Source organism: Rhodococcus sp. MurmanLake-1, assembly GCF_056945715.1.
Genome location: NZ_JBWZNF010000008.1, coordinates 162,800 through 186,220 on the forward strand (window position 1 = coordinate 162,800; position 23,421 = coordinate 186,220).

Below are 23,421 nucleotides of genomic sequence, written 5' to 3' on the forward strand. Positions count from 1 at the left end.
AAGCTCTTGTCATGGGTTGGTACACACCACAATCGGTCGCCCCGGATCTCTCCGACATCCTGGTGTGTGGCTGGACGGCGTGCGCAGAAGGAGAACACCTCCTCGTGCCCGATGCTTGCATGGACGTGCTGTGGATACGTGGCGTCGGCATACGCGTCTGTGGCCCCGAAACCGCTGCATGGTCATTCACTCTTCCGCCCGGAACACGCTCCGTGGGTGTTCGATTCCGCCCTGGATCGGCATCGCCGATGTTGCGAACCTCGGCGTCCGAGCTTCGAGATTCTCGCGCTGACCTCAGCGCTGTAACCGACGCACGCACGGAACGAATACTGTTGAACCGCTTGGAAAATTCCGAAGACCACGAACAAGTCTCGATCCTCGAAAGCGCTGTCCGGAGTTGGGCAGGTTCGAGTTTCCGTCACGATCCGGTGATCAACCACGTCCGCACCGCACTGTCCGAACATTCGTGGAATGTCAGCACTCTCGCCGACGCGGCGGCACTGACTTCGCGCCAACTCCAGCGTCGATGCAACGATGCCTTCGGATACGGCCCTGCAACGCTGCGCTCGATCCTGCGCCTCCAGCGTTTCATGGCGCTCGCTCGCAGTCGACCCGCGCTGGGCCTCGCTGAATCCGCAGCCCACTGCGGATTCAGCGATCAGGCCCACTTGACGCGTGAATGCCGCCGAATCTCTTCGCTGACCCCGGCAGCTCTGCTGCGATCCCAAGCCCCTGACTGGCACGGGTCGGATACCGTTGTCGCGCTGGCAGAGGGAGACGCGGTCGCATGATCGCTACCGCGCTCCCCCGCCGTCACTTCTGACTGAAAAGCGTCCTGGCAGACCACAGCCCGCCGAGGGAGAGCACTGCGACCGTCATGTAGTAGTAGCTCGGAGCGTCGAGCGAGCCTGTTGTACTGATCAACCAGGTCAAGATCAACGGCGCGATTCCGCCGAGCAAAGTCACGCCGAGGTTGTACGACAAAGACATCCCGGTAGCCCGGATCTCCGCCGGGAACAGCGAACTCATCAAGGCAGGCAAGGGGCCGAAGGCAAACGCCATGATGACGCCCAGAGCCGAAACAACCAGGACGAGCGTCAGAGTCGAGGGGTGATCGACCATCAGTTTGAAGAGCGGCCAGGCCAGGACGATTGCCGCAACGGCGGCCCAGGTCATAACTCTCGCAGGTCCGACCCGATCGGCAAGATGACCGATCAACGGCACGGTGATCAAGGTGACCAGTCCGGCGACGATTCCGCCGAGGTAGCCGGCAGAGGCGGATACTCCGAGGTTCTTCACGGCAAACGTCGGCATGTACAAGATGAGGTAGATCGAGATCGTCGCGACGCCGACTACTGCGGCGCCGGTAAGCACCCGGCCGAGATGCCTGGTCAGCGTCGTCTTCAGTGGGGCTTTTTCCGGAACGCTCGTCTTGAAATCGTCCGTTTCATCGAGCTTGGCGCGGATGTAGAGACCGACCGGCCCGACGATGATGCCGAAGAAGAACGGAACGCGCCAGCCCCACGAGTAGAGCGCTTCATGCGAGAGATGGGTATTGAGCACGTATCCGAACAACGATGCCAGGAAAACCGAAGCACCCTGGCTGGCAACCTGCCAGGAAGAGTAGAACGCCTTCTTGTGCGGTGCAGTTTCCACGAGGAAGGTTGTAGCAGTACCGAATTCACCGCCTGCGGAGAATCCTTGAATGAGTCGCGAAACCAGGATGACGACGCCGGCCCACGGCCCGATCATCGAGGTCGTCGGCGCCACGGCCATGATGAGCGTGCCGATCATCATCAGCATCATCGTCAACGTCAAGGCGTTCTTGCGCCCGCGACGGTCGGCATAGCTTCCGAGAACCATCCCGCCAAGCGGCCGGATGACGTATGAGATCGCGAACGTCGCGAACGTCAGTATCAAGCCGAGAGTGTTGTCGCCGCCGGGAAAGAAGTTATGGGCGATGACCACTGCAAATGATGCGTAGACGATGACGTCGAACCATTCGAGCGCAGCGCCGAGCGAACTGCTGATCACCGCCTTGCGAGCAGCGGCCAGGCGTTCCGGGGTGACTGCTCCGGAGGTTGGCGTAGTTGCCGTGGACATGGTTTTCCTTAGGGGGTGAGGGTGGGTCAGGCGCGGGCGTGAGCGATGACGTTCCGAACGAACTGCTCGCACTGTGCCAATTGGTCAAGTGTCACGTACTCGTCAGGTGCATGCGCCTGAGTGATGCTTCCCGGCCCACACACAACAGTGGGGACACCGATACTCGCGAACATCCCGGCCTCGGTGGCGTACGCGACCTTTTCGTCCGAGGACCGACCACCCCATTGTTCGACCAGTGCGGCCGCCGAAGCATTCGCATCCGTCTCCAGGGGAGGAACCGAGGCCGACACGTGCATCGTCACGGAGGCTGACGGGTTTTCTTCCTGCATCAGGTTTTCGATCCGATTCGCCTCGGCGGCAAAGCGTTCGAGCAAATCTGCGGCGCCAGCTGAGCTGATGCTCCTGAATTCGAAAGTGATGGAGCAATCCTCGGGGACAGTGTTCACTGCGATCCCGCCGGATACGAGATTGACCGAACACGTCGTCCAGGCCACGTCGAATGCGTCGTCGTACGGGCCGGACGCACGGAGCTCGTCGGCCGCGCTTCTGACGAATCGAATCAACTCCGCGCCGTATTCGATCGCGTTGACTCCTTGCGGAGTAAGCGACGAGTGCGCCGAAACACCATGCAGATCAACACGTATGACATTCATCGACTTGTGTGCGCGAATGACCCGCATCTCCGACGGCTCTCCGACGACGCACACATCAGGGCGCAGGTTCCGGGAAACAACCTCCTCGACCAACCCGGCCGCACCGATGCAGCCGACTTCCTCGTCGTAGGAGAATGCAAAGTGAATCGGCTTCGCCAGCGGCCGAGCAACGATGTCGGGGATCGCCGCGACAACGATCCCGATGAACGACTTCATGTCGCACGTGCCGCGTCCGTACAGACTTCCGTCGCGAATTTCGGGAGTGAAAGGGTGGCTGCTCCAGTCTTGATCGTCGACCGGCACTACATCTGTATGGCCGGAAAACATCACTCCACCGGCAGTGCTTCCGTCAGGAGGCGTGAATGTTGCCAACAGGTTCAGCTTGGAACCCTCGTCGTCGGAAACGAGTATCGGCTCGACCCCGTGGCGACGTAGTTCCGCGGCGATGAGATCGATCAACGGTCGATTGCTCACGGCACTCGTCGTATCGATTCCGATGAGGCGCTGCACCCAGTCGAGACTTCTCTCGGTTGGAACAGCGGACAACGTGGTGGACGACATCTGGGTTCTCCTTTCACAGCACGAACGCGGTGGGCACTTGCCACCGCGTTCTGCCCTTCGAGCATGAATGAAGTGATCCCAGACACAATGAAGATGCACGATACTTGCAACATGATCGAAGAAACGCAGGATTCCGCCGTGCTCGACGACGTCGACCTCGCCCTGATCAATTGCCTGCAACTCGACCCGCGAGCGTCGTGGCGCACGGTTGGTGACGCGCTCAAAGTTGATCCGGTTACCGTCGCGCGCCGCTGGCAACGGCTACAGGACTCCGGCACCGCCTGGGTCTCCGCGAGGGCAACCGGCCACGGCCGTCCGGAATCGTGTCTGGCTTTCGTGGAAGTCGACTGTACGACTTCGAACGCATTGGCGATTGCGGAACGTCTTGCCCGCTGGCCGCAGGTTCTGAGCGTCGAACACACAAGCGGCCCAGGCGACTTGACTCTTCTCGTCGAGGTCAGAGACATGGCTTTCCTGTCGCGTTTCCTGCTTCGCTCACTCGCGTCGGTGCCCGGGATCGTCAGTTCGCGTGCACACCTCGTCACCGAGGTCTTCGCGATCGGAGACGACTGGAAATTGCAGGTACTCGATGCCACGCAGCGGGCGGTGATGACAGACCGGCCTGTGCGCTACAAATATGCTCCGACGGATCAGCGCCATCACGGGAAGACTTTCGACGCGGTCGACCGTCAATTGATCTTGAAGCTGGGCGAGGACGGTCGATCCTCGATTGCCGAGCTCACGGTCGGTACCGGCCTCAGCGAAAGTACGGTCAGGCGGCGACTTGCCGAACTGACGTCGCGCAACCAAATCGTGTTCCGCTGCGACGTGTCTCTACCGCTGTCCGGCTGGCCCCTCGTGACCTGGGTGTGGGGATATGTCGATCCCACGGACCGGTCGACGATTCGTGCTCTGGTGGAGCGAGTGCCTGGAACACGAGTGTGCATGCGGATATCCGGTGGACGCGCCAACACACTGCTCGCGATCGCCGCACACTCCCTTCGCGAAACTCCCATTACCGAAGTACAACTCGCACAAGAGGCACCGGGCCTGGTGGTGCTGAACAGGTCAGTGGTGCTGCGATCGATGAAGAGGGTGGGCCGACTTCTCGATGACGAAGGCAAGAGCGCCGGGGTCGTACCGATGGACATCTGGGCGGAAGCCCCGGAGATCGAGTGAATGTCCGAAATAATCAATCATGACGCGCCGCGGTGGAGAAGGATTGCTGTCATGACTTCAACAGAGATCTCCCCCGCCCAGCGTTATCGGGATCTGGCCGCCGGATTCACGGCGCGGATCGACGCCGTACCCGCCGACCGCTGGGACAACGATTCCCCCTGCGAGGGCTGGACCGCCCGCGACGTGGTGAGACACGTGCTCGACAGCGAACGAGACATGGTCAAGGTAGTCGGCCTGGAATTGGCACCCGGTCCGTCGGTCGACGACGACCCGTCGGCAGCCTGGGCGGCCGTCCGAGATTCGATGCAGGCCATTCTGGACGATCCGGCAAAGTCCACCCTCGAATACGACGGGCACTTCGGCCGGACCAACCTCGGGGCCACGGTCGAGGGGTTCTTGTGTTTCGATCTGGTCATCCACGGTTGGGATCTCGCAGCCGCGACCGGCACCGATACGACGATGCGTGACACGGACGTGGAGTGGGTGTCGGAGATCGCCGCGGGCCTCGGCGAGTCGATCCGCATGAGCGGTGTGTGCGGCCCGGAAATACAGGTTCCGGACAACGCTGACAAAGCGACGAAACTCCTTGCCTTCCTCGGCCGGAAGGCGTGAAAAAGTACCCCTGACGTGGGCATTACTTCCATACACATGTAATGTCGCGGTATGCCGGAACGCCGAAAATCTTCCACGAGTCCAGACCTGCTTGCGGCGGCATTGTTCGATGTCGCCGCGGAATCCGGACTGGAAAATGCCAGCGTTCGCGAGGTCGCAAAACGGGCGGGCGTCTCGATCGGCGCAGTGCAACATCATTTCTCGACCAAGGACGAGATGTTTGCATTCGCACTGCGAACACTCGTCGATCGATTGTTGACGCGACTGGCCGAATCGTCCGCCGACGCGGACCCGCATACCGCCCTGTTCCAGGCGCTCTCGCAACTCCTGCCCCTCGACGAGCAACGCACGCGTGAGGCGCATGTGCTCGCCGCGTTTGCCGTGCGCGCCGCAACCAGTGAGTCACTCTCCGAAATTCGCCGGACAACCCTGTTCACAATCCGCACCGGCATCTCGACAGTTCTGATCGGGATCGGAACTCCGGAAGCGGAAACCAGAGCGGCACTTCTACTTTCAACCGTCAATGGATTGGCCCTCGACGCACTCGGAAGCCCCGCCATGTATCCGCCGCAGTACCTCGATCACGCTTTGGAAACCCAGATCCGCCTCACCCTGCACGACGCCGAGAACCCGCTCGCCTCCGTCGGGCTCGCCAGCTGACGTGGCAGGAGCAGGGCGCTTCGCGCCGAGCCCGTCCGGCGATCTCCATCTGGGAAACCTCCGTACCGCCCTCTTGGCCTGGCTGTTCGCCCGCACCAGCGGTCGCGACTTCCTCATTCGAGTCGAGGATCTCGACCGTCTCCGACCCGGCGCGATGGAACGACAACTCGACGATCTGCGCAGGCTCGGCCTCACATGGGACGGCCCAGTCGTATTGCAGTCGCACCGTCTTCCCTTGTACCACAACGCTATCGAGCTATTACGCGAGCGCCACCTGACCTATCCCTGCTTCTGCACACGCAAGGAGATCCTGCAGGCACCGTCCGCTCCCCATGCTCCAGACGGCGCCTACCCCGGCACGTGCCGGAACCTGTCGAAGGCCGAACGCGCCGAGAAATCGGCAAGCGGCCGATCCCCCGCGCTGAGGCTACGGGCCGACATCGATTCGTTCACCGTGCACGACGAACTGTTCGGCGAGGTGACGGGGCAAGTCGACGACGTCGTCTTGCTCCGCGGAGACGGCGTACCCGCCTACAACCTCGCCGTTGTCGTCGACGACGGTGCGCAGAACATCGATCAAGTGGTCCGCGGCGACGACCTCCTGACCTCGGCGCCGCGTCAGGCGCACCTTGCTCAACTGCTCGACATCGAACCGCCGTCGTACGCCCACGTTCCTCTCGCGTTGAACAGTGAAGGCAAACGACTCGCGAAGCGCGACGGCGCAGTGACTCTGGCCGATCAACTCGAGGCCGGACGCAGTGCCGAACAGGTCCTGACAATGATCGCGTCGAGCATCGGTCTCGCTGAACCCGGCGAAGTTGTCACACCACCCCAATTGGCGGATCGATTCGACTCTCGCAAGATCCCCCGAACCCCGTGGATTTTCCCGGCGAAGTAAGTGAAGTTTCAATCGACACCTCGTCGGGACAAAAGCTCGATTGTCCGATATGACAAAGCCGTCCGCAATAGCTATTCGTTGGCAATTCTCGATTAGTGAAGTACGGTCAAGACTGGCGAAGGAAATTCAGGGCGAGTAGTCCCTGCAAAACTACGCCCGGGATCTGAACCTGGGATCCGACCGCAGTACCCACTTGCAGCATCCACGCTGACACGCACGTGCGGCACGGGCGACTCAGGACGAAAAGGAATACGCATGGTCCGCGAGCTTCGCGAGGCACTCGACGACCATCAATTCGAGGTGTTGTATCAACCCCAGGTAAATCTGAACTCGTCAGCAATTATCAGCTATGAAGCACTTCTGCGGTGGCGCCATCCGCTTCGAGGGTTGATCGAACCCCAAGATTTCATGCGCTCCGCCGAATCCTCTGGGCTCATCATTCCCATCGGGCTGCAGGCTCTGGACATGATCTGTGCCCAAACAGCGTCGTGGCCTGAGCACATGATGGTCGCGGTCAACTTTTCACCTCGCCAACTCGCTACCCCGCACGCCGCTCACGAGATCCTCGGAGCGCTGGACAGTTCAGAAACCCCACTGAGCAGAATCATCGTGGAAGTCACCGAACTCGGCGTCGTGGGTCGGCATGCCGCCGAGACCCTTCACGTCTTGCATAACGAGGGAATTCGAATCGCGCTGGATGATTTCGGGGCGGGCTTCGCGTCTTTCTCCGCGTTGTCGGAATTGCCGCTCGACATTCTCAAGGTCGACCAATCCTTGACCTGGGCCGTCAGCGCAGCGGGTCGTGCTGGAGACCGCGCCTTCATGGTCATGGAGTCAATCGCCGACATCGCGCGGAAGCTCGGGCTTGATTCGATCGCCGAGGGCGTCGAAACCGCGGAACACGCAGCCAACGTCTTGCGAGCCGGCTGCGACATGGGCCAGGGCTATTACTTCGGGAAGCCACTTCCTGCGTCGTCCATAGTCACTCCCGTGTGAGCGCCAGCCACTTCAGTACGACGCCACTTCAGTACGACGACGATGCGCTCGCTATGAGTGCGACCACGAGAATCACGGCAAAAATGGCCAAGAAGGTTGCTCCGACCGCAATTCCGGCTATCGCAAGCCCGCGTCCCTCTTGACCTGTCTGCTTGATCTGATTGAGCGCGACAATTCCCAAAATGATTCCGATGATTCCGCCGAGACTGTAGAAACAACCGCCTGCAAGCGATACCACCAACGACGCAATTGCGAGACCATTGGTGCCGACTGGCTGCATCGGCGGGATGTATCCACCAGCGAATTGGTTCGGTTGACCGTACGCATTCGGCGGTTGACCGTATTGGGGCTGTCCGTATTGAGCTTGTCCGTATTGTCCGGGTTGCTGATATTGATTCGGCTGATATTGATTCGGCGGCGGCAAGTATGGATTGGGTTCACCAATTCCACCCGGCTGAGGCGTATTACCGGTCGGGTTGTACGACGGCGGCGGATAACCCGGGTACTGCTCGTTGGGAGTGGTATATCCGGGAACTTCAGGTGAAGACTGCGTTTCGGATGGGGACACGCCGTACCCCTCGGGCGGCAGGCTCGGAAATTCTCCGTATCCAGGTTTTGCCTGGTAATCGCTCGAAGAATCGTCGTTGTTGCCCCCAGAACTCGTCATACAACGCAGCCTAAACCACAGGTGACCTCCGAATCCAAGTGAGCAGATGTCATCCACATCGCTCTTTGATCCCAGTAGGGTCATATCCACTGTCACACTCGAGCGCGATATTTACGACTGAGGGGAACACATGACAACCGGCGGGTACGACCCCAACCAGAATCCAGAAGGAGGGAAGCAATTCCCACCCCAGGATCCATATGGCCAGCAGGGAACACCTCCTCCCGGAAGTTACCCACCTCCCGCAGGCCCCCCGCAGGGCGGTAGCTACCCGCCTCCTCCACAGGGCGGGAACTTCCCGCCCCCTCAGGGTGGCAACTACCCGCCGCCCGGTGGATACCCGCCGCCTCCGCAGGGCGGCAACTTCCCGCCGCCTCCGCAGTTCAACGACCAAGGTGCGTACGGCGGAGGAAATCGACTGCCCTCGGGTGCTCAGCCGGGTGATCTGTGGATTCGACTCGGCGCCCGCATCATCGACGGAATCATCGTCGGCATCATCGCCGCGATTCTGGCTCTCTTGGTCAGTGACTCCGACAGCTTGATTCTGATCTCGGGACTGTTCTCGGGAATTCTGACCTTCGCTTACTTCATCGCAATGGAAGTAACGCAGGGTCGGACTTTGGGAAAGATGATTCTGGGCCTTTCAGTGCACGGTCCGGGCGGCGCACCTCGCCCCTCCGTCCAGCAGTCTGCGATTCGCAACGCCTTCACGTTGCTCTCGATCATTCCGATCATCGGCGGAATCCTCGCGCTGGTCGCCTACATCGTCATCGCGGTCACCATCAACAACAGCCCCACCAAGCAGGGCAAGCATGACGAGCTCGCTGGTGGGACTCAGGTAGTCAAGGGTTAGGTAGACATATATGACAACCGGTGGGCAAGACCCCAACCAGAACCCAGAAGACGGGAAGCAATTCCCACCCCAGGATCCGTACGGCCAGCAGGGAACACCCCCTCCGGGGAGTTTTCCTCCACCGGCCGGTCCTCCGCAGGGTGGAAGTTATCCCCCGCCCGGCGGCTACCCGCCGCCCCCACAGGGCAACTTCCCTCCACCCCCGCAGGGTGGAAGCTATCCCCCTCCCGGCGGAAACTACCCGCCTCCCGGTGGGTACCCGCCTCCTCCCGGTGGTGGCAACTTCCCGCCTCCGCCCCCGAATGACTACGGCGCAGGCTTCGGCGCCCCCCAGCTTTCTGTGGGTGCGGCAATTACCTACGGCTGGAACAAGTTCAAAGACAACGCACTGGTCTGGATCGGGATCTCGATCATCGCTTTTCTGATCGCCGGACTCATCCAGGGCGCTTTCAACGGCTTCGACTACACCAATACCGAATTCAGCGCGCTGTCGATCGTGGGTGGATTGGTCACCGCAATCGTCGGCTACATCATCCAAGCCGCATTCCTTCGTGGAGCATTGAGCGAATTGGACGGAATCAAGCCGGCTTTCGGCACCTTCTTCCAATTCACGAACATCGGTGCAGTTGTTCTCGGCGGTTTCCTTGTCGCCGTCGCCACCTATGTCGGTTTGGTTCTGTGCATCATTCCCGGCATCATCGCGGCGTTCCTGCTCTACTACACGCTGACCTTCATCGTGGACAAGAATCAGGATGCGATTTCGGGCATCAAATCGAGCTACGCGTTGACCTCGTCGAACGTCGGAACGTTGATCCTGCTGGCGCTCGCTCTGATCGGTATCAACATCATCGGCGCACTGCTGTGCGGAATCGGTCTTCTCGTGACGGCGCCCGTCGCGCTGATCGCCAGTACCTACGCATACCGCGTGCTGACCGGCGGCCATGTAGCTGCCTGATCAGTTCGTTTGCATCACCGAAGGCCCTGCGGTTCCACGTGAAACCGCAGGGCCTTCGGTGTGTTCTGCGCAACTGGACGGTCGCCAACTCGCCTCCGAGCGCCTTGTGGTGCTTGGATGACGGACGTGACAGCTCAGGATCAGCAAGACGAATCGACCCACGAAACCAAATTTGCGCACGTCAGCCGGGGTTATTACCCGACAATCGTCGCGCTCTTCACCGCAACGCTGCTGATCTCGAACGTGGCGGCGACCAAGGGGGTCGCCTTCTTTGCGGATTCCGACTTCTCGCTCGGTCCCTTGCAGATTCTGCCCATCATCACCGATGGTGGATTCTTCTTGTTCCCGCTTGCCTACGTCCTCGGTGACGTACTCAGCGAGGTGTACGGCTTCAAGGCGACCCGACGCGCGATCTACCTGGGCTTCGGCGCACTGATTCTTGCCGCCGCGTGCTTCTGGATCGCTGTGCAACTCCCGTCGGCAGAGTTCTACGAGAACCAGGCCGCCCTCGAAACCGTGGTCGGCGTCATTCCCCGGCTGCTGGTCGCAGGCTTGGCCGCCTACCTCGTCGGCCAGCTGCTGAACTCCCTGGTCCTGGTCATGATGAAAAAGCGCATGCAGGAGAAGCACCTGTGGGCGCGGCTGATCGGCTCGACCGTCGTCGGCGAATTCGCCGACACCCTCATCTTCTGTTCCATCGCAGCCGGTGTCATCGGCATCAGTACGTGGGAAGACTTCATCAACTACGTGCTGGTCGGCTTCCTGTGGAAGACGCTTGTCGAGGTTCTGGTCATGCCGATCACCTACCGCGTCATCGCCTACGTGAAGAAGCGCGAACCGACCTACGTCTGAGGTGCAGGCGTCTTCGCCGCATAGAACTTTCCGAGCATGTCCGCTTTGAAGTCGTGGAAGTATCCGCCTTCGATGCTGGCTCGGATGTCGTCGACCAACTTCACGGTGAATCGCTCGTTGTGGATCGTGCACAGCGTCGACGCGAGCATTTCCTTCGCCTTGAAGAGGTGATGGATGTACGCGCGGGTGTAATTGGCGCACGTGTAGCAGTCGCACTCGTCGTCGATAGGCGTGAAGTCACGACGGAATCGGCTGGTGTTGATGTTGAACCTGCCGGAGCGGACGTAAATCGCAGCATTGCGAGCAACACGCGACGGGTTGACGCAGTCGAAAGTGTCCGCGCCGTTCTCGATTGCGACGAAGAAGTCGTCCGGTTCACTGATGCCGAGCATATGACGCGGCTTGTTCTCGGGTAGTTCCTCGTTGCACCAGCGCACGATCGTGCCGAGGTTCTGCTTCTCCAAGGCACCGCCGATGCCGTAACCGTCGAAGCCGTATCCGTTCTCGCCTTCGATCGACTCGAGGCCACGGCAGGCCTGACGACGCAGATCCTCGTACTGCGCGCCTTGGATCACGCCGAAGAGTGCCTGGTAGGGCTTCTCGGCGCGTTCGGCGGTGAGCTTCTCGTGCTCGTTGATGCAGCGGATCGCCCACGCCTGCGTGCGCTCGACCGATCGCTCCTGATAGCCGCGGGTGTTGAGCAGCGTAGTGAGCTCGTCGAACGCGAACATGATGTCGGCGCCGAGCTGATGCTGGATCTGCATCGACACCTCGGGAGTGAAGCGATGCTTACTGCCGTCGAGGTGCGATTTGAACGTCACGCCCTCGTCGTCGACCGTCGCGAGACGCTCTTTGCCCTTCGCGATGACGTCGTCGGACTGCACACCGACGGCCTCCATCGCGAGCACCTTCTTGAACCCGACACCAAGCGACATGACTTGGAAGCCACCGCTGTCGGTGAAGGTGGGCCCGTCCCAGTTCATGAACTTGCCCAACCCGCCCGCCTCGTCGACGATGTCGGGTCCCGGCTGCAGGTACAGGTGGTACGCATTAGCGAGCAACGACTGCGCACCGAGTTCCTTCATGGACTCGGGCAGCACGGCCTTGACCGTGGCCTTGGTTCCGACGGCCACGAACGACGGCGTGGCGATATCGCCGTGCGGTGTGTGGATGGTGCCGGTGCGTCCGAGCCGGTTCTCGAGCCTGGTCCCAATGGTGAAAATCGACTCGGGACGCTTGTCGACGGAGGGCGCGGGCGGTGTCGGTACTGCAGAAGTCACGGGCTCAATCCTGTCACAGGAGTAAATATCGCCGTGATCACAGCGAAGAAAGTTCCTACGCGATCAGCATCCGCATTGGTCTACTGACCGAACCCGAGCGGTACCGCCGCGTGAGGGTCCCCACCATACTTCCCACTACACATCCCCCGGCTCGACCGGTTTACCCCGCCAGCCCGCTGACAGGAGCTCACTTGACGAGACAGACCGGCCAGACCTACAACTTCGTCACCGTCGACGTCACAGACTCGATTGCCACCGTGACTATCGACAAACCTCCAGCCAACGCATTCAACCCCAGCATGATCGCCGAGCTTCTGGAGATACTGCCGGTACTCGCGTCGGACCAGACCGTCCGCGTCATTGTCGTGACGGGCACTGGACGGTTCTTCGTCGCCGGTGCGGACATCACCGTGATGCGCGAGCTGACGGAAGAAACTCAGCGCGCGATGCGCCCGTGGGTCGACGTACAGCGGATCCTCGAGTCGGCTCCCAAACCTGTCGTCGCGAAGATCAACGGGCACGCACTCGGCGGCGGAGCAGAACTGACGTTGGCCTGCGACTTCCGCATCATGGCGCAGTCGGCGACCATCGGCTTCCCCGAGATCGGACTTGGGCTTTTTCCGGGTGCCGGTGGCAGCCAGCGACTTCCACGCCTCATCGGCGCTCACCGAGCCAAAGTGCTCATGATCGAAGGCAAGCGCCTCAGCGCCGAGCATGCACTCGATATCGGCCTGGTCGACACCGTCGTTGCGGACGCCGACCTCGATGCGCATTGCGCTGACCTCGCACGCGAACTCGCGACGAAACCCACTGCCACCATCGGAATGATCAAACGCATTGTCGACGAGGGCATGTCGTTGCCGCTCGATCAAGCGCTGGATCTCGAATTCGAGGCAGTGCTCGACCTGATCAAGACGGACGACGCTGCTGAGGGACTTCAGTCATTCCTCGACAAGCGGTCCCCCACCTTCACGGGACGCTGACAGCTCCCATTTACCGAGAGGCCATCATGCTCAACAAATTTCAGAAGAAATGGGTGGGCGCAGTCGCTTCTCTCGCCGCCCTGACGATCGCGGTCAGCGGATGCACCCGGCCCGCTACCGACAACTCCGCGGAAAGTGGTGGCCTGGTACGGATCGCGGTGGGTGTAGACCCGTCGTACGCCCCGATTTTCCTGGCCGACCACGAGGGCATGTTCGAGGCCGCCGGCCTCGACGTCCAGGTCATCCAGACGGAAGGCGGGGCGGCGGGCGCCCAGAACGTCGTAGCCGGAACTTCGGAACTCTCCGGCAATGCCGACTCGACAGCACTGTCCGTCATGGCCGCCAATCCGAGCCTGCGGGCGCTGGGCGTATTTCAGGAATCCGACCGATACTTCCAGGTTGTACTGAGGAATGGCGTCGAGCCGAAGTCGATCAAGACCATGGGCGTCTTCCCCGGCATCGGCCTCTACTTCACGAACCAGTACCTGGCCAGTCTCGGCATCGACCCCACGACGGTCACACTCGTGAGCACAAGCCCGCCCGAACAGCCTGCTTTGCTGGCGCGCGGTGACATCGACGGCTTCCTGTCCTTCGACCCCTGGGTGACGCAGAGTGTCAATACCGGCGGGCGCGTTGTTGCCACGACCGGCGACTTCGGCGCCAAGTACGCCCAATGGATCATCACTTCGGACAACTGGTTGTCCGCGAACGAAGAAACCGCAGGCAAGGTGTTCAAGGTGATCTCGGAAGCGTCGGCAATCGTGAACTCGGATCCGGATCGGGCTGCAACCGCAATTGCCGCGTCTATCCAGATGGACCCGGCCGAGGCCGCAGACCGGGTGACCCAAATCGATTTCGGTGGACGCGGATTCACCGAGGACGGCGTGGAGCGCGCAAACGAACTTGTTGCATTCTTCCGCGAGCAGGGCAAGATCTCCGCGGACATCGATCCGTCCGCTGTCCTCCTCTCGGGATGGTTCGAGCAGAACGCCGCCTGAGCGGAGAGTGAGAACGGGTCCGGTGGGCAGACCGAAATCATGTCGCCCACCGGCCCGCAGAACTACGTTCGACACCAGTCGGTTCGGCGATATCTTTCGATTGAAACGGAGTAGTTGTGGTGCATCCCCCGGTACGGGTCGTAGAGATTTCCAGTCCGTTTGCGCGATTCGCCGGGCGCATCCTGGTCGGGCTGGGTTTCGAGGTCATTCTGGTAGAACCACCCACCGGTGACCCCAGTCGCACCGAGTCCCAGGGTGATTCGTACTTGCATTGGCATGCGGGCAAGAAGTCCGTTGTCCTCGATATCGACGACAGCAACGATCGCCTCGCTTTCGAAGCACTGCTGCGCAGTGCCGACGTCCTGCTCGACGGCAGCGCGACCGGCGCTCTACGCGACAACCGAGGATCTCTCGTTCACGTACGAGTGACACCCTTCGGCACAACCGGACCGCGAAGTGACTGGAAGGCAACAAATCTGACCGTCGCGGCACTCGGCGGGATGATGGCCCAGGTCGGCGATCCCGAGCACCCTCCACTGCTGCTCCCCGAACTCCAGGCTGAGCAGCTCGCCGGAATCAATGCCGCAATCGGCGTGCTTCTCGGACTGCGTTCGCGATCCAAGGGCCACAACCCGTTGCTGGAGATCAGCGCTCAGGAATGTGTTGCCGCCGCGCTGGAAGCGGGCACTCTTGCCTACATTCACGAGGACCGCGTACCACCGCGTCCGGGCCGGGTACATCCGCTCGTTCCGCACGGACTGTTCCAGGCCGCCGACGGTTATGTCGGTGGCGGCCTCGGCGGTAGCCCCCGCATGTGGGACGGCATGTTGGCCTGGCTGATCGACAACGATGCTCAGGACGATCTCGATCAACCGGAGTGGTCCGACGCGGTCTACCGAAAGACGCATCAGGAACACATTTTCGACGTTCTGTCCGCCTTCATCGCGAAGTGGCCGAAGGAAGAATTCGCGGTCAGCGCGCAGTCACGCAAGTTGCCGTGGGCAGCGGTCGACCGGCCCGAAGAACTGCTGCGTAACCCGCAACTCAACGACCGGGACTTCTTCACCGACGTGACCGGAGATCACGGTACCTACCGCGATCTCGGGTTCGGCTTCGCTTTCCCCGAAGGCCGGCGCATCGGAACGCTCGAGGCTGCCCGGTTGGGCCAGCATCAGGAACTCTTGAAGGCCACCTCGCCTGTGGCAGTGAACGAAACCCACGAGTTCAGCGGTGGCAGCACGCCCAGCCTCGAAGGTGTCCGCGTCCTGGATCTCACGTGGGTGTTGGCGGGCCCGTACGGCACCAGAATCCTTGCCGACCACGGTGCCGATGTCATCAAGGTCGAATCGATCGGACGCCCGGACCCGACTCGCTTTGCACCGTTCATGCATCTCTCGCGAGGACCGCACGACAATCCGAACACCAGCGGGTACTTCAACGACGTCAACCGCAACAAGCGCAGCATCACACTCGATACCCGATCCGCAGAGGGCCTTTCGGTACTGCGCGACCTGATCAGGAACTCCGACGTCGTGGTCGAGAATTTCAGCTCGTCGGTCATGGACAAGATGGGGCTCGGCTACGAACAACTCCGGGAGCTCAACCCGGACATCATCTACGTGTCGATGTCCGGGATGGGTCACACCGGTCCTCGCAAGGACTGGGTGTCGTATGCCGACATCGTTTCGGCAAGTACCGGTCTGACCGCACTGACCGGCCGGAACGCCGATGACGTTGTCGGAGTCATCTACGGCCATGGCGACATCGTCGCCGGACTGCAAGCCGGCGTCGCGATGCTGGCAGCCCTCGACTACCGCGACCGGACCGGCCGGGGACAGCACGTAGACCTGTCACAACTCGAAGCCATGGCAGCGCACATGGGTACCAGCGTTCTCCGAGCCGCCCGGTCACAGTCCCCCGATCCGATCGGCAACAGCCATCACGAACTGGCACCACACGGCGTGTACCCGTGCCTCGGCAGCGACCGGTGGTGCTCGATTGCCGTTCGCGATACCACGGAATGGAATGCATTGTGCCGCATCATCGAAGCAGAGAAATGGATCGGCAATCCTGACTTCGCGAGTGCAGAAAGCCGCCAAGCCGATCACGAACGTATCGACGACGCCATCGCCGACTGGACCAGGACTCTGTCACCCGAAACCGTCATGGAACGCTTGCAATCGGCGGGTATCACGGCCGGCACCGTCCAGGACGGACGCGACCTGGTCGAGAGCGATCCACATCTTCGGGCACGCAGTTTCTATTCGGCACAGGAACATCCCCTCGCCGGAACATTCCTCCACGAAGGCATCCCCGTTCGCCGGAACTCCGAACCCGGCTCGATCCGACGCGCTGCGCCGGTGCTGGGCGCGGACACCGACGACGTCCTCGAGTCGGTGCTCGGATACAGCGACGAACTGATCGCCGGACTTCGCGACCAGTCGATCCTGTCCTGACCGCACTCATATTCAGTACATCCATTCACAGATCGCTCCTAGGAGACACAATGCGCGCGGCCCGACTCCATCAGTTCGGCACTTCACCGGTCATCGACGACATCGACATTCCCACACGTGAATCCGGTCAGACGCTCGTGCGCATCGACGCTGCCGCGCTCGGCCATCTCGACATCACCGTCGCGAGCGGAAACTTCGGAGTCAAGCCGAACCTGCCACATATCGGTGGAACAGACGGAGCGGCGACGGTAATCGAATCCGACACCTATGAGCCTGGCACCCGCCTTCTGGTCCGAGGCGGCGGAGTCGGCCTGTTCAAGAACGGTTGCTGGGCTGAGTATCTGGTAGCGGCAGACAAGGCGTTCACACCCTTTGATCCCGCACTGTCGCCGGCCGTCGCCGCAACCTTCTTCCTGCCCAGCACAACCGGCTATGTTGCCGTCAACGACATTGCAGCCGTCGCTCCCGGCGAACGAGTTGTTGTCGCCGGAGCATCCGGCGCTGTCGGATCGATGGCAGCACAGTTCGCTCTGCTTGCCGGAGCGTCCGAGGTAATCGGTGTTGTACCGCGCGAAGATCAGGCCGCCTTGCTTCCGGAGGGTGTGCGTCCCGTCGTCGGGCAAGGCGACGAACTTGCCGGGGTGCTGGGATCCGAGCCTTCCGTCGACGCCGTGATCGACACGCTTGGCGGCGACGGCTTGCCGCACCTTCTGGCGAGTGTTATCCCCGGTGGCCGGGCTGCCCTGATCGGATATACCTTGGGTAAGAGCCTCACCCTGGACTTGCCGAACTGGTTGCTCAGCGATGTCCGGATCCTGCCCGTCAACATGATTCGCAAGACTGCCCGGCAAGCCGAACTGGCACCTGAAATGATCCGGCTGCTCATCGAAGGCAAGATTTCCGTTGCAGTGCAGGAGTTTCCGCTGGATGACATCGCAACGGCACTGCAGTTGATGGGTGAGGGCAAAGTTGCCGGCCGGGCCGTCGTCGTACCCTGAGGGATACAATTACCCATGCCCCACGACGCACATGCCATTCCGCGCTCGCTTCCGGATTTGATCCGGAGGCGAGCTTTGGAGCGTCCGGAGCACCCGGCGCTCGTCGTCGACGGGATCACGGTCACCTACCGCGAATTGCGGGATCGTGCAGCGTCGATGGGGGCGGATCTCCGTAATCACGGTGTCGGCCGTGGGGAGCGCGTGGCGGCACTGTCCGGCAACAGGATCGAACTGGCAGACCTTGTTCTCGGATGCGCGTGGATCGGTGCGGTTGTCGTCCCACTCAATACGGCCCTCCGAGCCGACAGTGTTGCCAGCGCACTCGAACAGGCTGGTGTACAACGGATCCTGGTTTCACCCGAATACTCAGGCGCTGTAGCCGGATTCGACGGCACCGTGTGGGTCATGGGTGAACAGTGCGTCCCCACTGCCGGTTCGCATCCGGGCTGTGAGCCCGAGACCCTCGATCCGCTCGACCTGGCCGCGATACTCTTCACCTCCGGCACCACCGGTCTGCCCCGAGGCGTCCGATGCCCGCACGCGCAGTTCCTGCAGTGGGGCAAAGGCGTCGGCGCCTCACTCGGGCTCACCGGGGACGATGTGCTGTACAACTGCCTGCCGCTGTTTCACACCAATGCTCTCAATGCCTTTGTTCAGTCCCTTTGGGCCGGGTCTACTTTTTTCCTGGGACAACGCTTTTCGGTCCGCAATCATTGGCGCGAAGTTCGCGAGATCGGCGCAACTGTCGACTACCTGCTGGGTGCGATGGTGGCCATGTTGATGAACGCGGACCCATCGCCGCAAGACCGACAGCACAGCGTCCACGTGGCACTTGCCCCCGCAACGCCGGCTCATCTGATCGAACCGTTTGCCCAGAGATTCGGTGTAGAACTCGTGGACGGATTCGGAAGTACCGAAACCAATCTCGTGATCGGCACACTTCCGGGAGATCGGCGGGCCGGGTACATGGGGCGGGTGATGAGTGGCTACGACGCCGCAGTCGTCAACGACGGTACTGCTGCCGCAGACGGGGAGCCCGGCGAACTGGTGGTCCGCAGCACGATCCCCGGCGCCTGTTCACTGGGCTATCTGGGCGAGGAGATTCCGGCGACGGAGAGTTGGATACAGACCGGTGACAGGGTGATTCGGGAAGCAGACGGCTGGTTCCGATTTGTCGATCGCATCAAAGACGTGATTCGGCGCCGCGGTGAAAATATTTCCGGGGCCGAAGTGGAAACCGTTCTGGCGTTGCATCCGTCGGTCGGTCAGGTTGCCGTCTTCCCGGTACCGTCGGATCTGGCCGAGGACGACGTCATGGCAACTGTAATACTGCGCCCCGGAGTATCTTTCGACCCCATTTCGATTCTGGAGTTCTCCCAGCAACAGCTGCCGTACTTTGCACTTCCCCGGTACATCGACGTCGTGGACACGTTGCCACTCACCGAAACCGGCAAGGTACAGAAAGCAGTGCTACGTGAGAGGGGCGTCGGCCCACACACCTGGGACTGCGAGAAGAGCGTGTTCCGCGCCCGGCGATAGACCGCGCCTCGCTACTTGCCGCAACCGTTGAACGAACACATCACCGGACTGCAGATCGTGCGCAGAGCCAGCGGGTCGCTCGGCGAATGTGTGCACTTCATGGCATGAAGTTTTCGGGTGATTCCGGCGCCGGCAGTGCGCAGGGCCCCGGTGATGCGGCTGACGTTGAGGCGAGCCGTCGGCGCTGTCACAGACAACGCGCCGGCCAGAGTGCGCGGGCCGCTGAACACCGGCACTGCGACGCTCATGTACCCGAGCCGTGTCTCCTCGACCTCCACCGCGAGTTGTTCCTTACGCATCCGCTCGGTTTGCTGGCGCAGCACGCTGACGGACATCGTCGTTCGACTGGTCAAGGCGGTGAAACCCTGCTCGACTACCTCGTCGAAGACCGATTGCGGGGAGAAGGCAAGGATGATCTTGCCGGTGGCGGTGCAGTACAGCGGGAGCCGACCGGCCACCCGCGACTGCTGATTGAGCCCGCGGTGTCCGATGATCTTCTCGATGTAGAGGACGTCGATGCCGTCACGAACCGCAAAGTGAACCGTCTCCTGCGTCGCCAGCAGTAGGTCCTCCATGTACGGCAGCGCCGCGTCGCGCAGAATCCGCTGACGCGGCACCAATTGGCCCAGCTCGAACAATCGCAGGCCGAGCCGGTACTTGGTACCCGCGCGCTCGAGCAATCCCCACTCGACCAGCTCGCCGGCCAACCGGTGAACCGTCGCTTTCGCGACCCCACTGCGCCGGGTGAGCTCCGTCAGAGACAGGTCACTGTGGTCGGTGTCGAAAGCGTCCAAGATCATTCGAGCCTTGCCCAGGACCGAGGACAGTTCACCTGCAGGCTGCGATGCAGCGGTCGTTTCCGACGCGATGGGTAGTACGGATCCGAACCCGACGGATTGTTGTGGAGCGGCCATGAGTGTCCTCCTGAACGATCTGTGACAGCCTGCCGAGACCGAGTGCCACAACGACCGAGATCGGTCGGGGCCCTCGTTAGGTGCAGGTGCTTCGAGACTGACACTATGGTGACGACACGATGAGACGCACGCCACACGGTCCGCTCAGTGAACCCGTCCCGCAGAGTTTACACGGGGCGCCTACCTGCGTAATTCTCCAGAAACATGCGGACGGCGGATGCAATCTGCGGAGCGTGCTCCTCGACGAGTGCGACGGTCCCCGATTCGACGATCTCCGTTTCCACCACTGCCGCACCCGTCAGGTGTGCACGCAACGGCGCAATGTTAGGCATCGAGAAGGGATCCTTCTGCGCGCCGATCAGCAAAACCGGCGCAGTCACCGAACCGACTCTCGCCTCCATGACGTAGCGGGCGCAGGCTTTGTGCCCCTCCGCCGGATCTACCCGGTAGGCAAGCGCGTCTCGGATGAACCTGTCGAGCAGTGCGGTGCCTGGTTCGGGGTAGTAGGGGCGACGCATCTCCCACAGCCTGGTGAGATGGCTACCGTCTGCGGCCCGGTCGACGCAGTCGATCCCACCGGGTCCCGAGTGCCCCTCGCGGTAGTTGCGGTCGGTCCACGGGCACGACGAGAGCACGGCAGCGTGCACCCTCTCGGGGCGTGATGCCGCCATCTCGAGCGCCACTGCCGCACCGGTGTGGTGACCGATGACCGTGACTCGATCGACGCCCAGGGTGTCGAGCAATTCCCACGCGCCTCGCGCATAGGTCTCGATGGTCTGCGGGCCGGGCACCGGAGCACTGTTGCCGTACCCCGGCATGTCCATCGCGACAACGCGGAAGTCGTCGGCAAGGAGTGGAATGAACTCGCGGAACTCGTCCCACGACCGGGGCGCCTGATGAAGCAGGAGAATCGCCTCACCAGAACCTTGCTGCGCGTAATGCAATTGCCCGAAAGACGAATCCACGTATCCGAGTTGCAGGCCGCCAGCCATCAGAACGCCGCAACCATCGGGGTATCGACGCCGACGATGTCGATCTTTGCCGAACCACCCGGATTTCCGACGGGCTCGCTACGGGTAGGCAAGACCTCGAGGAAGAAGCGCTTGTTGTCTTCCTTGAAATCCGGGTCTGCTTTCCGGTCGACGGTGATCGCCTCCACCGGGCAGGCCAATTCGCAAGCGCCGCAATCGATGCATTCGTTCGGGTTGATGTAGAGCTTGCGATCACCCTCGTAGATGCAATCCACGGGGCATTCTTCCATGCACGATCGGTCCGTGTAGTCGATGCATGCTTCACCGATGACAAATGCCATTGCCTAGCTCTCCTGTTCGGTGGAGTGTCCAGGGAAGATTTCTGCTTCCGGATCCAGCACTGCCGCAGCGTTGTTCACCGCAGTCGCGGCCTCGCCGAAACCGACGGCGATCAAGCGGACCTTGCCGTGATAGTCCGTGATGTCCCCGGCGGCATACACACGCGGAACATTCGTCTCCATCCGTGTGTTCACCGCGATGTGGCGACTGTCGATCTCGATTCCCCACTCCATCATCGGACCGAGGTCGGCCGTGAATCCCAATGCAGCGATGACGGATTGAGCGGGCAGCGTGGACGTGCTCTTGTCTTGTTTGTGGGTGATGTCGACCTCGCCGATCCACCCGTTTCCACGTACCGCCGAGACATCGGCGTTGACGAGAACCTGGACACTGCTTTCCTGCACCTTGGCGACTGTGGATTTGTGCGCGCGGAAACGATCTCGCCGGTGAACCAGGGTGACGGACTTGGCAATCGGTTCCAGGTGAACGGCCCAGTCGAACGCGCTGTCGCCGCCACCGACGATGACAACGTCTTTCCCGGTGTGCGCCGACAAATCCGGGACGAAGTAACTCAGCCCCCGATCCATGAACTCCGAACCCTTCGCCAACGGACGCGGGGTGAAGGTTCCGATGCCGCCGGTGATGACAACCGCGCCGGCCACCACGACCTGGCCCGTGCTGGTGGTGATCCGCACCCGGCCGTCGTCGTCATGCGACAGCTCACGAGCCTGCATGCCCAGAAGGTACACCGGATCGAACGGGGCAGCCTGCGCCATCAAACCCTCGATCAGGTTGCGTCCCTTGACCGAAGGGAATCCTGCGATGTCGAGGATCGCCTTCTCCGGGTACATCGCACTAACCTGTCCCCCCGGTTCCGCAAGGGCATCGATCACGGCAACCGAGAGGCCGCGGAAGCCTGCGTAGTACGCGCCGTATAGCCCGGCGGGGCCAGCACCAATGATCAGAATATCGACGCCGATCTCGTTGTCGGTCGCCGTGGAAGACGTTGTGTTCACGCTCGATACGGTATTGCGCTGACGGACTCCCGCAAATGAAACCGGTCCGCTCAACAGACCTCGGTAACAGTTGCGGGACACCACGAAAAGGGCCCGCCGACCTCTCGGTCTACGGGCCCAATGCTCGCAAGAATTCAGTGCGCGAAGAATTCAGTGCGCGAATACCTCGGGTTCGTCTGCTGCGATCTTCTGGATGATGGTCGAGTACGCAAACCACCCCACCTTCTCGGTGCCGACTGCCTCGTAGGTCTGCGCCGCGATCTTCTCGTGCAGGACAACCGGATCACCGGCGGCTCGCGCCGTCAGCTCCGCCTGCATCGACCGCTCCATCGACACATACCACCACACTGCGCTCTCCACGGAAGTTCCGACGGTCAGATGACCGTGGTTGGTGAGGATCACGGCCTTGTTCGATCCGAGGGCATCCGCGATGCGAATCCCCTCCTCTTCGTCCAGCGCCACCCCGTGATACTCCTCGTAGATCGAGTGATCCTCGTGAAAGGCGCACGCGTCCTGAGTGATCGGCGTGAGGCGGGTGTGCAGCGAGGAGAACGCCTTACCGTTCAAACCGTGAGCGTGAACAGCTCCGATGACGTCGGGACGAGCCTCGTGAACCTTGCTGTGGATGACAAACGCTGCTCGGTTGAGCGGTCCGTCTCCGGAAATGACCGTGCCGTCCGACGCCACATGCAGCAATTCCTCCGGCTGAACCTGGGAGAAGTGCCGCCCGAACGGCGCAGTCCAGAAAGTCTCCGGATCCTCTGGGTCTCGGGCGGTGATATGTCCCGAGATTCCCTCGTCCAAACCGAATTTCGACAAAATCCGATACCCGCCGATGACAGCGGTCTTGCGACGACGCCGCTCACTCTCGATATCGGTGAACTCGGGCGGTCCCGGAATTCCGGCCTGCTCGGCAATGCTCAGCGGGTGATTCATGC

The 23,421-nt window shown here is 61.6% G+C and carries 23 protein-coding genes; 14 read left to right on the forward strand and 9 right to left on the reverse strand.

Features of this window, described 5'->3' with window-relative positions:
- Positions 1-11 precede the first annotated feature (11 nt).
- Complete coding sequence (locus AC2ETI_RS22320; protein ID WP_483634404.1) at positions 12-791, forward strand: helix-turn-helix domain-containing protein; 780 nt, start codon at positions 12-14, stop codon at positions 789-791.
- Between the two features lie 22 nt (positions 792-813).
- Here the strand turns inward: AC2ETI_RS22320 and AC2ETI_RS22325 are convergent, their stop codons facing one another.
- Complete coding sequence (locus AC2ETI_RS22325) at positions 814-2,103, reverse strand: MFS transporter (RefSeq protein WP_483634405.1); 1,290 nt, start codon at positions 2,101-2,103, stop codon at positions 814-816.
- Between the two features lie 26 nt (positions 2,104-2,129).
- Positions 2,130-3,317, reverse strand: a complete 1,188-nt coding sequence (gene argE, locus AC2ETI_RS22330) for an acetylornithine deacetylase (protein ID WP_084325697.1) — start codon at positions 3,315-3,317, stop codon at positions 2,130-2,132.
- Positions 3,318-3,428: 111 nt separating this feature from the next.
- Here argE and AC2ETI_RS22335 point away from each other — a divergent pair, with 111 nt between their 5' ends.
- The 5 genes from AC2ETI_RS22335 (at position 3,429) to AC2ETI_RS22355 (ending at position 7,662) form a co-directional block, all read left to right on the forward strand.
- Complete coding sequence (locus tag AC2ETI_RS22335; RefSeq protein ID WP_225989443.1) at positions 3,429-4,496, forward strand: Lrp/AsnC family transcriptional regulator; 1,068 nt, start codon at positions 3,429-3,431, stop codon at positions 4,494-4,496.
- Between the two features lie 51 nt (positions 4,497-4,547).
- Positions 4,548-5,108: a TIGR03086 family metal-binding protein gene (locus AC2ETI_RS22340; protein WP_020968193.1), complete on the forward strand. Its 561-nt coding sequence runs from the start codon at positions 4,548-4,550 to the stop codon at positions 5,106-5,108.
- A 51-nt stretch (positions 5,109-5,159) separates the two neighbouring features.
- A complete protein-coding gene (locus AC2ETI_RS22345) occupies positions 5,160-5,768 on the forward strand; it encodes a TetR/AcrR family transcriptional regulator (RefSeq protein WP_019746515.1) in 609 nt (202 codons plus the stop codon).
- 1 nt (position 5,769) lies between these two features.
- Positions 5,770-6,666 carry a tRNA glutamyl-Q(34) synthetase GluQRS gene (gene gluQRS / locus AC2ETI_RS22350; protein WP_483634406.1) on the forward strand — a complete coding sequence of 299 codons (897 nt, stop codon included), beginning with the start codon at positions 5,770-5,772 and terminating at the stop codon, positions 6,664-6,666.
- Between the two features lie 255 nt (positions 6,667-6,921).
- Entirely contained in the window at positions 6,922-7,662 is a 741-nt protein-coding gene (locus AC2ETI_RS22355; protein WP_097387997.1) for an EAL domain-containing protein, read from the forward strand.
- Between the two features lie 28 nt (positions 7,663-7,690).
- Here AC2ETI_RS22355 and AC2ETI_RS22360 read toward each other — a convergent pair whose 3' ends face one another.
- Positions 7,691-8,329 (reverse strand): DUF4190 domain-containing protein, encoded by a 639-nt coding sequence (locus AC2ETI_RS22360; RefSeq protein WP_113683491.1) that lies wholly within the window; start codon positions 8,327-8,329, stop codon positions 7,691-7,693.
- A gap of 130 nt (positions 8,330-8,459) precedes the next feature.
- Here AC2ETI_RS22360 and AC2ETI_RS22365 point away from each other — a divergent pair, with 130 nt between their 5' ends.
- The 3 genes from AC2ETI_RS22365 to AC2ETI_RS22375 all read left to right on the forward strand — a co-directional run bounded on the left by AC2ETI_RS22365 (position 8,460) and on the right by AC2ETI_RS22375 (position 10,989).
- Positions 8,460-9,182: an RDD family protein gene (locus AC2ETI_RS22365; protein ID WP_020968189.1), complete on the forward strand. Its 723-nt coding sequence runs from the start codon at positions 8,460-8,462 to the stop codon at positions 9,180-9,182.
- A 10-nt stretch (positions 9,183-9,192) separates the two neighbouring features.
- A complete protein-coding gene (locus tag AC2ETI_RS22370; RefSeq protein ID WP_230091064.1) occupies positions 9,193-10,137 on the forward strand; it encodes a hypothetical protein in 945 nt (314 codons plus the stop codon).
- Between the two features lie 117 nt (positions 10,138-10,254).
- Positions 10,255-10,989 (forward strand): queuosine precursor transporter, encoded by a 735-nt coding sequence (locus AC2ETI_RS22375; protein ID WP_019746509.1) that lies wholly within the window; start codon positions 10,255-10,257, stop codon positions 10,987-10,989.
- Here AC2ETI_RS22375 and tgt read toward each other — a convergent pair.
- Complete coding sequence (gene tgt, locus AC2ETI_RS22380; RefSeq protein WP_483634407.1) at positions 10,980-12,269, reverse strand: tRNA guanosine(34) transglycosylase Tgt; 1,290 nt, start codon at positions 12,267-12,269, stop codon at positions 10,980-10,982. The two genes, AC2ETI_RS22375 and tgt, sit on opposite strands and share 10 nt — an antisense overlap.
- A 191-nt stretch (positions 12,270-12,460) precedes the next feature.
- Here tgt and AC2ETI_RS22385 point away from each other — a divergent pair, with 191 nt between their 5' ends.
- From AC2ETI_RS22385 to AC2ETI_RS22405, 5 genes are all read left to right on the forward strand, one after another.
- Positions 12,461-13,252, forward strand: coding sequence for an enoyl-CoA hydratase/isomerase family protein (locus AC2ETI_RS22385; RefSeq protein ID WP_020723626.1), 792 nt, complete (start codon positions 12,461-12,463; stop codon positions 13,250-13,252).
- Positions 13,253-13,278: 26 nt separating this feature from the next.
- Positions 13,279-14,250, forward strand: a complete 972-nt coding sequence (locus tag AC2ETI_RS22390) for an ABC transporter substrate-binding protein (RefSeq protein ID WP_483634408.1) — start codon at positions 13,279-13,281, stop codon at positions 14,248-14,250.
- Between the two features lie 119 nt (positions 14,251-14,369).
- The gene (locus tag AC2ETI_RS22395; protein ID WP_483634409.1) at positions 14,370-16,706 is read left to right on the forward strand and encodes a CaiB/BaiF CoA-transferase family protein; all 2,337 of its coding nucleotides are present in this window, start codon (positions 14,370-14,372) and stop codon (positions 16,704-16,706) included.
- 50 nt (positions 16,707-16,756) lie between these two features.
- A complete protein-coding gene (locus tag AC2ETI_RS22400) occupies positions 16,757-17,704 on the forward strand; it encodes a quinone oxidoreductase family protein (protein ID WP_021332885.1) in 948 nt (315 codons plus the stop codon).
- 15 nt (positions 17,705-17,719) lie between these two features.
- Complete coding sequence (locus AC2ETI_RS22405; protein WP_021342542.1) at positions 17,720-19,243, forward strand: AMP-binding protein; 1,524 nt, start codon at positions 17,720-17,722, stop codon at positions 19,241-19,243.
- 11 nt (positions 19,244-19,254) lie between these two features.
- Here AC2ETI_RS22405 and AC2ETI_RS22410 read toward each other — a convergent pair whose 3' ends face one another.
- The 5 genes from AC2ETI_RS22410 to AC2ETI_RS22430 form a co-directional block, all read right to left on the reverse strand.
- Positions 19,255-20,157, reverse strand: coding sequence for an IclR family transcriptional regulator (locus AC2ETI_RS22410; RefSeq protein ID WP_007731601.1), 903 nt, complete (start codon positions 20,155-20,157; stop codon positions 19,255-19,257).
- Between the two features lie 167 nt (positions 20,158-20,324).
- Positions 20,325-21,149 (reverse strand): alpha/beta fold hydrolase, encoded by an 825-nt coding sequence (locus AC2ETI_RS22415; RefSeq protein WP_007731603.1) that lies wholly within the window; start codon positions 21,147-21,149, stop codon positions 20,325-20,327.
- Complete coding sequence (locus tag AC2ETI_RS22420; RefSeq protein ID WP_007731605.1) at positions 21,149-21,469, reverse strand: DUF362 domain-containing protein; 321 nt, start codon at positions 21,467-21,469, stop codon at positions 21,149-21,151. The genes AC2ETI_RS22415 and AC2ETI_RS22420 overlap by 1 nt, the downstream gene beginning before the upstream one ends.
- Positions 21,470-21,472: 3 nt before the next feature.
- A complete protein-coding gene (locus AC2ETI_RS22425; protein ID WP_483634410.1) occupies positions 21,473-22,483 on the reverse strand; it encodes an NAD(P)/FAD-dependent oxidoreductase in 1,011 nt (336 codons plus the stop codon).
- Between the two features lie 150 nt (positions 22,484-22,633).
- Positions 22,634-23,419, reverse strand: coding sequence for a class II aldolase/adducin family protein (locus tag AC2ETI_RS22430; RefSeq protein WP_070385912.1), 786 nt, complete (start codon positions 23,417-23,419; stop codon positions 22,634-22,636).
- Positions 23,420-23,421 lie beyond the last annotated feature (2 nt).

Excerpts from the sequence above, each read along its gene's own strand:
- AC2ETI_RS22320 (WP_483634404.1), top strand. The coding sequence starts at position 12 with ATGGGTTGGTACACACCACAATCGGTCGCCCCGGATCTCTCCGACATC.
- AC2ETI_RS22325 (WP_483634405.1), bottom strand. The coding sequence starts at position 2,103 with ATGTCCACGGCAACTACGCCAACCTCCGGAGCAGTCACCCCGGAACGC.
- argE (WP_084325697.1), bottom strand. The coding sequence starts at position 3,317 with ATGTCGTCCACCACGTTGTCCGCTGTTCCAACCGAGAGAAGTCTCGAC.
- AC2ETI_RS22335 (WP_225989443.1), top strand. The coding sequence starts at position 3,429 with ATGATCGAAGAAACGCAGGATTCCGCCGTGCTCGACGACGTCGACCTC.
- AC2ETI_RS22340 (WP_020968193.1), top strand. The coding sequence starts at position 4,548 with ATGACTTCAACAGAGATCTCCCCCGCCCAGCGTTATCGGGATCTGGCC.
- AC2ETI_RS22345 (WP_019746515.1), top strand. The coding sequence starts at position 5,160 with ATGCCGGAACGCCGAAAATCTTCCACGAGTCCAGACCTGCTTGCGGCG.
- AC2ETI_RS22355 (WP_097387997.1), top strand. The coding sequence starts at position 6,922 with ATGGTCCGCGAGCTTCGCGAGGCACTCGACGACCATCAATTCGAGGTG.
- AC2ETI_RS22360 (WP_113683491.1), bottom strand. The coding sequence starts at position 8,329 with ATGACGAGTTCTGGGGGCAACAACGACGATTCTTCGAGCGATTACCAG.
- AC2ETI_RS22365 (WP_020968189.1), top strand. The coding sequence starts at position 8,460 with ATGACAACCGGCGGGTACGACCCCAACCAGAATCCAGAAGGAGGGAAG.
- AC2ETI_RS22370 (WP_230091064.1), top strand. The coding sequence starts at position 9,193 with ATGACAACCGGTGGGCAAGACCCCAACCAGAACCCAGAAGACGGGAAG.
- AC2ETI_RS22375 (WP_019746509.1), top strand. The coding sequence starts at position 10,255 with ATGACGGACGTGACAGCTCAGGATCAGCAAGACGAATCGACCCACGAA.
- AC2ETI_RS22390 (WP_483634408.1), top strand. The coding sequence starts at position 13,279 with ATGCTCAACAAATTTCAGAAGAAATGGGTGGGCGCAGTCGCTTCTCTC.
- AC2ETI_RS22400 (WP_021332885.1), top strand. The coding sequence starts at position 16,757 with ATGCGCGCGGCCCGACTCCATCAGTTCGGCACTTCACCGGTCATCGAC.
- AC2ETI_RS22405 (WP_021342542.1), top strand. The coding sequence starts at position 17,720 with ATGCCCCACGACGCACATGCCATTCCGCGCTCGCTTCCGGATTTGATC.
- AC2ETI_RS22410 (WP_007731601.1), bottom strand. The coding sequence starts at position 20,157 with ATGGCCGCTCCACAACAATCCGTCGGGTTCGGATCCGTACTACCCATC.
- AC2ETI_RS22415 (WP_007731603.1), bottom strand. The coding sequence starts at position 21,149 with ATGGCTGGCGGCCTGCAACTCGGATACGTGGATTCGTCTTTCGGGCAA.
- AC2ETI_RS22420 (WP_007731605.1), bottom strand. The coding sequence starts at position 21,469 with ATGGCATTTGTCATCGGTGAAGCATGCATCGACTACACGGACCGATCG.
- AC2ETI_RS22430 (WP_070385912.1), bottom strand. The coding sequence starts at position 23,419 with ATGAATCACCCGCTGAGCATTGCCGAGCAGGCCGGAATTCCGGGACCG.